The sequence below is a fragment of the Rhodococcus chondri genome, assembly GCF_036327435.1.
GTDB classification, from domain to species: Bacteria; Actinomycetota; Actinomycetes; order Mycobacteriales; family Mycobacteriaceae; genus Rhodococcus; species Rhodococcus chondri.
Map to the genome: position 1 here is coordinate 1 of NZ_JAUZMZ010000192.1, position 8,401 is coordinate 8,401.

General features: G+C 69.3%; 8 protein-coding genes and 1 pseudogene. 6 read left to right on the top strand and 3 right to left on the bottom strand.

Going from position 1 to position 8,401, the window contains the following annotated elements; all coding sequences use genetic code 11:
- Positions 1-84: 84 nt before the first annotated feature.
- Complete coding sequence (locus tag Q8814_RS22445) at positions 85-417, bottom strand: maleylpyruvate isomerase family mycothiol-dependent enzyme (RefSeq protein WP_330154193.1); 333 nt, start codon at positions 415-417, stop codon at positions 85-87.
- A 73-nt stretch (positions 418-490) separates the two neighbouring features.
- On the bottom strand, positions 491-913 hold the full coding sequence (locus Q8814_RS22450) for a PaaI family thioesterase (protein WP_330154194.1): 423 nt from the start codon (positions 911-913) through the stop codon (positions 491-493).
- 96 nt (positions 914-1,009) lie between these two features.
- On the opposite strand from Q8814_RS22450, the gene Q8814_RS22455 reads away from it, so the two are divergent.
- Positions 1,010-1,903, top strand: a complete 894-nt coding sequence (locus tag Q8814_RS22455; RefSeq protein ID WP_330154195.1) for a LysR family transcriptional regulator — start codon at positions 1,010-1,012, stop codon at positions 1,901-1,903.
- Positions 1,904-1,910: 7 nt separating this feature from the next.
- Here Q8814_RS22455 and Q8814_RS22460 read toward each other — a convergent pair whose 3' ends face one another.
- Positions 1,911-2,774: an EamA family transporter gene (locus Q8814_RS22460; protein ID WP_330154196.1), complete on the bottom strand. Its 864-nt coding sequence runs from the start codon at positions 2,772-2,774 to the stop codon at positions 1,911-1,913.
- A 121-nt stretch (positions 2,775-2,895) separates the two neighbouring features.
- Here Q8814_RS22460 and Q8814_RS22465 point away from each other — a divergent pair, with 121 nt between their 5' ends.
- The 5 genes and pseudogenes from Q8814_RS22465 to Q8814_RS22485 form a co-directional block, all read left to right on the top strand.
- Positions 2,896-3,702: a TIGR03084 family metal-binding protein gene (locus tag Q8814_RS22465; RefSeq protein WP_330154197.1), complete on the top strand. Its 807-nt coding sequence runs from the start codon at positions 2,896-2,898 to the stop codon at positions 3,700-3,702.
- A gap of 20 nt (positions 3,703-3,722) precedes the next feature.
- Positions 3,723-5,354: pseudogene (locus Q8814_RS22470) on the top strand (acyclic terpene utilization AtuA family protein); the annotation flags it as partial.
- A complete protein-coding gene (locus tag Q8814_RS22475; protein ID WP_330154200.1) occupies positions 5,346-5,891 on the top strand; it encodes an acyl-CoA dehydrogenase family protein in 546 nt (181 codons plus the stop codon). The pseudogene Q8814_RS22470 and the gene Q8814_RS22475, both read left to right, overlap by 9 nt.
- Positions 5,888-7,483: an acyl-CoA carboxylase subunit beta gene (locus tag Q8814_RS22480; RefSeq protein ID WP_330154198.1), complete on the top strand. Its 1,596-nt coding sequence runs from the start codon at positions 5,888-5,890 to the stop codon at positions 7,481-7,483. Before Q8814_RS22475 ends, Q8814_RS22480 begins: the two co-directional genes overlap by 4 nt.
- Before the next feature lie 7 nt (positions 7,484-7,490).
- A partial coding sequence (locus Q8814_RS22485; RefSeq protein ID WP_330154199.1) for an ATP-binding protein occupies positions 7,491-8,401 on the top strand: 911 nt, incomplete at its 3' end.

Sequence of the window (8,401 nt, forward strand, 5' to 3'; positions counted from 1 at the left end):
GCTCTTTCGTCGAGTCGAGTTGGTAGCTCTCTCGAAGAATCACGCGGTGACCGTCTTTCGTCCGGTTACGACACGCCGGTCAGCTCATTGAGCTCCGGCTTCTACACCACTCTGATGGACGCAACCACCGATCATCGCCCGTAGATCCGCGATCAGCCGGTCGGTCGGCCGGGTCGCTCGTCGGCGGGCGGAGGCGCTGATCATCGAGTTCAGGGAGCCGGGATGCCGCAGGACCATCCGAATGATGTCTCCGACCGTCAACTGCTGCAGTGTCAGGTGGGCAGCGACGTCGCGCACCGTCCAGCCGGCGCACAGCGACGGTTGCGCCCACTCGTCGTCGGAGAGTTGCCCGAGCAGGTCTGCGGTGCGTCGCCGTTCGTCGTCGATCGCGGCCCAAATCTCGTCGTCGTTCATCATCGGGACCTTCTGTGTAGACGAACTGTCCAGCTGCAGAACCTGATTCGTCTCGAAAAAGCTCGTGCGGCGCTCGTCACCGCGACAGGTCGACCGACCTCGCGCCGCCCTGCGCTGCGGCACATACCTTCTCGGTTCCGTCGTCGCCGATCGAGACGATCTCGCAGCGGCACAGCGCCCGCCGCTTCGTGGATTCGACGACACGCGCTTCGGCGCGCAGCAGCGTTCCCTGCGCGGGCCGCAGGTAATCGATCGTGAAGCCGGTGGTCACGATCGACGGACCCAGTGCGGTTCCCGCCGCGAACGTGATCGCATTGTCCGCCGCGTAGGACAGCACGCCCCCGTGCACGAAGCCGAACTGTTGCAGCAACTCCTGCCGCAGGGGGATTTCGAGCACGGCCCGGTCCCGCTCGTACGTCACGAGCCGCGCACCGACCAGCACGCTGAACGGTTGTGCGGCGAGCACCTCGGACGCCTCGTCGAAACCGATTTCCGGCATGCCCGCATTCTTCATCACGTCCTGCGGTCCCGTCGGCGGTTTTCCCGGTAACCGTGCGGATCCGGGCATCGAAGGGGCCGGGCATATCCTCGGCGCATGACCGAATGGCCGGATCTCGCCGCGCTCGACCTGCTCGTCGGCATCGACGACCACGGCGGACTGGGAGCAGCGGCCCGCGCGGCGGGAATCGCCCAGCCCAATGCGAGCCGCGCGTTGCGGCGGTTGGAGAAGCAACTCGGCACGGTGCTCGTGCGGCGTGGTCGTTCCGGGTCCGCGCTCACCCCGGAGGGGACCGTGGTGGCGCACTGGGCACGGGAGATACTCACCGGCACACAACGCCTGCTCGACGCCGCCGCGGCGCTGCGCGTGGAATGGCATCCGGAGTTGACGGTCGCGGCGTCGATGACCGTCGCCGAACACCTGATCCCGCGGTGGCTGGGAGCCTTCCGGTCGGTGCGCGACGACGTGCAGATCCAATTGCAGGTCCACAACTCGATGCAGGTGTGTGACGCGGTGGCGGCCGGACGCTGCGATGTCGGCTTCGTCGCAGGGCCGGCAGTGCCCGCGGGACTGCACAGCGTGGCCGTCGCGCGCGACCGGCTCGTCGTGCTCGTACCGTCGGCGCATCCGTGGGCGCGGCGCCGCCGTCCGCTCACCGTCGCGGAACTTGCTTCCACACCGCTGATAGTGCGTGAGGAGGGTTCCGGGACGCGGCGCACCCTCGATCTCGCGCTCCAGGAGTACGACCGGCCCGTGCCGCTGCTCGAGCTGGGCAGCAGCGCCGCGGTCCGCACGAGCGTCCTCGGAGGTGTCGGACCGGCGGTGCTGAGCACGCTGGCGGTGGAGGATCAGCTCGCGTCCGGTCAGCTGAGTGTGGTCGAGGTCGAGGGTTTGGATCTGTCGCGGGTGTTGCGCGCGGTGTGGCGACCGCCGCGCACGCTCGAGGGCCCGGCGGGCGAGTTGGTACGCATGATCCTGCGGTCACGCTGAGGGAGCGTCAGGTGGGGGAATTGCGCAGCGCACCGACTCCCGCCGCGACGACGAGGGCGATGCCCACGGCCGCGGTCGGATCGACGAACTGTCCGAGCACCACCGCCCCGGCGAGGGCGGCGGCCGCCGGCTCGAGTGCGATGAGGATCGCGAAGACGCCCTTCGAGAGGTCGCGCAGCGCCCGGATTTCGAGACTGTAGGGGATTGCCGACGACAGCAGCGCGACCGCCAGTCCCGCCGCCAGCAGGGTAGGGGAGAGCAGGGTGCTTCCGGCCGAGGCGATTCCGAACGGGAGCACCGCGAGTGCGGCGATGGTGGACGCCCCCGCGAGACCCGTCAAGCCCGACAGCGTGGTCGCGACATGCGAGCCGGCGACGATGTATCCGGCCCATCCCGCACCGGCGACCAAGGCGAACACCACCCCGACGAGATCGAGACCGCCGATGGCGGCGTCGCCCTCGCCGATCCCGAGCAGAACGACGCCGCCCAGCGCGAGCAGCACCCACAGGACGTCGCGCAACCGGCGCGACAACGCTGCCGCGAGGGTGAGCGGGCCGAGAAATTCGATGGTCACCGTCGCGGCGAGAGGCAGTCGCGCGAGCGCTTCGTAGAACGACGCGTTCATCACCGCCAGGCTCCCGCCGAGAGCGAGGGCGCCACGCCACTCCCGCCGGGTCCAGGTGCGCACCCGTGGACGGGCGATCGCGCAGAGGATCGCCGCGGCGAGCACCAGGCGCACGGTGACGGTGCCGGCAGCGCCGGCCTCGTCGAACAGAGTGGTGGCGAACGCGGCACCGAACTGCATCGACAACACCGCTCCGAGTACTGCCGCGACGGGCACGGCGCTGTGTTTCGGGTGCGCGCCGCTCATGGGCCGCGGGGGTCGGTGTGCTCGCGCATTCGTCCAGTGTCGTGGGTGGAGCCGAGCCCGGCCCACCAAAAAACAATCACAGGTGCTTGATTTTGCGGTTCGCGCGTGTGACGCTGGTCGAATGGCGGAGTTGCAGACCCTGCTCGATGACCTGCGTGCGGAGGGCGACGCCCTCGACCACCTGGTCGCGACCCTTCCCGACGACGCGTGGGGCACCCCCACGCCCGCGGCCGGCTGGACGGTCGCGCTCCAGATCGGCCACCTGCTGTGGACCGACCGCGCCGCCCTCACCGCGGTCACCGATCCGGACGCCTTCCTCGCCGAGGCCATGACGATCACCGACCCCGCGGGGTTCGTCGACGTCGGCGCGGCCGAACAGGCACAGAAACCGCCCGCCGAACTGCTTGCCGACTGGCGTGCCGCTCGCGCCGGCCTCGCACGTGCACTCGCGGCCGTGCCCGCCGGCACGAAGATCGTCTGGTACGGGCCACCCATGTCGGCGGCGTCGATGGCGACCGCGCGGCTCATGGAAACGTGGGCACACGGCAGGGACGTCGCAGACGCGCTGGGCATCGAGCAGCCCCCCACCGCGCGGCTGCGGCACGTCGCGCACCTGGGCGTGCGCACCCGCGACTTCGCGTATGTCGTTCACGGACGCACGCCACCGGCGGAGCCCTTCCGGGTGGTCCTGACCGGGCCGGACGGGGATCTGTGGACCTGGGGTCCCGACGACGCATCGCAGTCGGTTACCGGCCCGGCGCTCGACTTCTGCCGGCTCGTCACGCAACGCGTGCACCGCGCCGACACCGCACTCGTCGCGACCGGTGCGGAGGCCGACGCCTGGCTCGATCTCGCCTGGGCGAGATCGAGCCAGGCGTTTGCCGGCCCACCCGGAGGCGGCCGCGACAGCGACGGAACCGCCCCGTGACCACGGCACGCCGAGCGGTGGTGCGGATCGGCAACTGCTCCGGCTTCTACGGCGACCGGCTGTCGGCGATGCGCGAGATGCTCGAAGGCGGCGAACTCGACTACCTCACGGGCGATTACCTGGCCGAGCTGACGATGCTCATCCTCGGGCGCGACCGGATGAAGAACCCGGAGCTGGGCTACGCCAAGACCTTCGTGCGACAGCTCGAGGAGTGCATGGGGCTCGCTCTCGACAAGGGAGTGCGCATCGTCGCGAACGCCGGCGGTCTCAACCCGGCGGGGCTGGCGACCGCTCTCCGGGAGCTGTCGGGGCGCCTGGGTCTGGGAGCCGTGGTGTCCCACGTCGAAGGCGACGATCTGCTCGCACGCGTCGATGAACTCGGTCTGGCCGGTGATCCGCGACCGCTCACGGCCAACGCATACCTCGGGGCGTGGGGCATCGTCGAGGGGCTGCGCGCGGGCGCCGACATCGTCGTCACCGGCCGGGTCACCGACGCCTCTGTCATCGTCGGTCCCGCGGCAGCCCACTTCGGCTGGGCCCGAGACGATTTCGATTCTCTCGCTGGGGCTGTGATCGCCGGGCACGTCATCGAGTGCGGGACGCAGGCGACCGGCGGCAACTACGCATTTTTCACCGAACTCGGCAACCTCGACCGCCCCGGCTTCCCGATCGCCGAAATCGAGGCCGACGGGTCGTCGACCATCACGAAGCATCCGGGAACCGGAGGCGCGGTCACCGTGGGCACCGTGACCGCGCAACTGCTCTACGAGGTCACCGGAGGCCGCTACGCGGGTCCCGATGTCACCGCACGCCTCGACACCGCAACCCTCGGCGACGACGGCACCGACCGGGTGCGCATCTCCGGCGTCCGCGGCGAAGCGCCCCCGCCGACGCTCAAGGTCTGCCTCAACGCCCTCGCCGGATTCCGTAACGACGCGGAATTCGTGCTCACCGGGCTCGAGATCGAGGCCAAGGCCGACCTGGTGCGCCGTCAGGTCGAAGCGAACCTGCCGACGCGGCCCGCGGAACTCGAATGGACCCTCGCGCGCACCGACCACCCCGACGCCGCCACCGAGGAAACCGCGAGCGCGCTGCTGCGCTGCGTCGTGCGCGACCCGGACCCGGTGGTGGCGGGCCGCGGCTTCACCTCGGCTGCTGTGGAATTCGGGCTCGCGAGCTATCCGGGTTTCCACCTCACCGCACCGCCGGGCTCGGGCAGCGCCTACGGTGTCTACACCGCAGGATGGGTCGACGCCGCAAAGGTGCCGCACATCGCCGTGCTGCCGGACGGCACCCGCGTCGAGGTGCCGCCTTCCGCGTCCACCAGGCCGCTCGAGCCGCTCGACCGACCCGCGCTGCCCGAACCACTTCCTCCGGGACCGACACGCCGCGACGCACTCGGTCTCGTGGCAGGTGCGCGGAGCGGAGACAAGGGCGGCGACGCCAACATCGGCGTGTGGGTGCGCGACGACCAGCGGTACTCCTGGCTCGTCCACACCCTCACCGTCGACACCCTGAAGACGCTGCTGCCCGAGACCGCACCGCTCACCGTCACCCGGTACGTGCTGCCGAATCTCCGCGCGGTGAACTTCGTCGTCGAGAAGGGCACGCCCGGATTCACCGTGTCGCGCAAGCTCGACAAGATGGGCTGGCGCGCCTCCGACACCGCCGAACTGTCGTTCGCCGACGTCCGGGTCCCGGTCGAGAACCTGGTCGGAACCGAGAACACGGGATTCGCACAGATCGCGCAGGGGTTCGTCGCAGAACGAATCGCGCTGGCCGCCCAGGCATATTCGGGTGCCCAACGATGTCTGGACCTGGCCGTTGCATGGTGCCGCGACCGCGAGACGTTCGGTCGCGCCCTCATCACCCGCCAGGCCGTGCAACGCACTCTCTCCGAGATGAGCCGCCGAACAGACGTGGCCCGCGTGTACTCGCGGTACGTCGCCGAACGTGCCGTCGCCGGCGACGGAGACCTGATCGCAGAGGTGTGCTTCGCGAAGAACACCGCGGTCGAGGCGGGAGAATGGGTGGCGCACCAGGCCGTCCAGTTGTTCGGCGGACTCGGCTACATGGCCGAATCGGAGGTCGAGCGCCAGTACCGCGACATGCGCATCCTCGGAATCGGTGGTGGAACCACCGAGATCCTCACCGAACTTGCGGCGAAACGATTGGGGTACGGCGGATGAGCGTCCTCACCTCCACACTCGACCCGGCGTCACCGCGATACACGGCGGCAGCAGACGCCATGCGTGCGAAGCTCGACGAGGTCGACACCGAGCATGCGCGTGCCCTCGGCGGCGGCGGAGAAAAATACGTGCAACGCCACCACCAGCGCGGAAAACTGTTGCCGCGCGAGCGCATCGAACTGCTCCTCGACGCCGATTCGCCGTTCCTCGAACTGTCCCCACTCGCCGCGTGGGGGACGGAATTCCCGGTGGGCGCCAGTACGGTGACCGGCATCGGTGTCGTCGAAGGCGTCGAATGCGTGATCACCGCGAACGACCCCACGGTCCGCGGCGGCACCAGCAATCCATGGACACTGCGGAAGTCGCTGCGTGCCAACGAGATCGCCTTTCAGAACCGGCTCCCACTGATCAATCTCGTGGAATCGGGAGGCGCCGACCTGCCGACCCAGAAAGAAGTGTTCATTCCCGGAGGGCGGCTGTTCCGCGACCTCACCCGGCTGTCCGCGGCCGGAATCCCGACCATCGCACTCGTATTCGGCAACTCCACGGCCGGGGGCGCATACGTGCCCGGCATGTCCGACCATGTGGTGATGATCAAGGAACGGTCCAAGGTGTTTCTGGCCGGTCCGCCGCTCGTGAAGATGGCCACCGGTGAGGAATCCGACGACGAAGCCCTCGGTGGCGCCGAGATGCACGCCCGGACCTCCGGTCTGGCCGACTATTTCGCCGTCGACGAGCACGACGCGCTGCGCATCGGGCGGAACATCGTCGCCCGGCTGAATTGGCACAAGTCGGGTCCCGTCCCCACGAGTGTGCGCGAACCCCGGTTCGCCGCGGACGAACTGCTCGGCATCGTCCCCGACGACCTCAAGCAACCGTTCGACCCCCGGGAGGTGATCGCGCGGATCGTCGACGACTCCGACTTCGACGAATTCAAACCGCTCTACGGTTCGTCGCTGGTGACCGGTTGGGCTCGGCTGCACGGGTATCCGATCGGGATCCTCGCCAACGCTCGCGGTGTGCTGTTCAGCGAGGAATCGCAGAAGGCCGCGCAGTTCATCCAACTGGCGAACCGGTCGGATACCCCCCTGTTGTTCCTGCACAACACCACCGGCTACATGGTCGGTCGCGAATACGAAGAGCGCGGCATGGTCAAGCACGGCGCGATGATGATCAACGCGGTGGCGAACTCCACGGTCCCGCACATCTCGATCCTGCTCGGTGCCTCGTACGGCGCCGGCCACTACGGCATGTGCGGTCGCGCATTCGACCCGCGCTTCCTGTTCGCATGGCCCAGCGCGAGATCGGCCGTGATGGGCGGCGCGCAACTCGCCGGCGTCATCTCCATCGTCGGTCGCGCCGCCGCGCAGGCGCGCGGTCAGGCATTCGACGCGGCTGCCGACGAGGCGATGCGCGCGGCGATCGAGAACCAGATAGAAGCCGAGTCGCTGCCGATGTTCCTGTCCGGCCGGCTGTACGACGACGGCGTGATCGACCCTCGTGACACCCGCACAGTGGTGGGGATGTGCCTGTCGGCCGTTGCCACCGCTCCGATCGAAGGCGCCGGGCAATTCGGCGTCTTCCGGATGTGAGGCAGCAATGACCGGTGAGGCAGCAGTGACCGGTGCGGGTCCGACGACCGTGCTGGTCGCCAACCGCGGCGAGATCGCGCGCCGAGTGTTCGCGACGTGCCGGCGCGCCGGCCTGGGGACCGTCGCTGTGTACTCCGACGCCGACTCCGAGAGCCCGCACGTCACCGAGGCGGACGTCGCGGTCCGACTGCCGGGCACCAGCCCGGCCGAAACCTACCTGCGCGGGGACAAGATCGTGGACGCCGCGCGCGTAGCCGGGGCAGACGCCGTCCACCCCGGCTACGGATTCCTCTCGGAAAACGCGGAATTCGCCCAGCGGGTGCTCGACGCGGGACTCGTCTGGATCGGCCCGCGCCCCGACTCGATCGCCCGCATGGGGTCGAAGGTCGAAGCCAAGAAGATCATGGCCGATGCCGGCGTTCCGGTACTCGGCGAACTCGACGAGGGTGCCGTCACCGGTGCCGACCTGCCCGTGCTGGTGAAGGCTTCCGCGGGCGGTGGAGGCCGGGGCATGCGGATTGTGCGCGAGCTCGCCGATCTGCCCGGGCAGCTCGCCGCGGCGCGCCGTGAAGCGCAGTCCGCATTCGGAGATCCCACGGTGTTCTGCGAGCGCTACCTCGAAGGTGGCCGCCACATCGAGGTGCAGATCCTCGCCGACCGGCACGGCACGGTGTGGGCGGTGGGGGAGCGGGAGTGTTCGATTCAGCGGCGACACCAGAAGGTGGTCGAGGAGGCGCCCTCCCCGCTCGTCGACGCGACACCGGGCATGCGGGAGCGGTTGTTCGAGGCGGCGCGGCGCGCTGCCGTGGCGATCGGCTACGAGGGGGCCGGCACCGTCGAGTTCTTCGCACCCGGCAACGGTGCCGCGGGGGAGTTCTACTTCCTGGAGATGAACACCCGCCTGCAGGTCGAGCATCC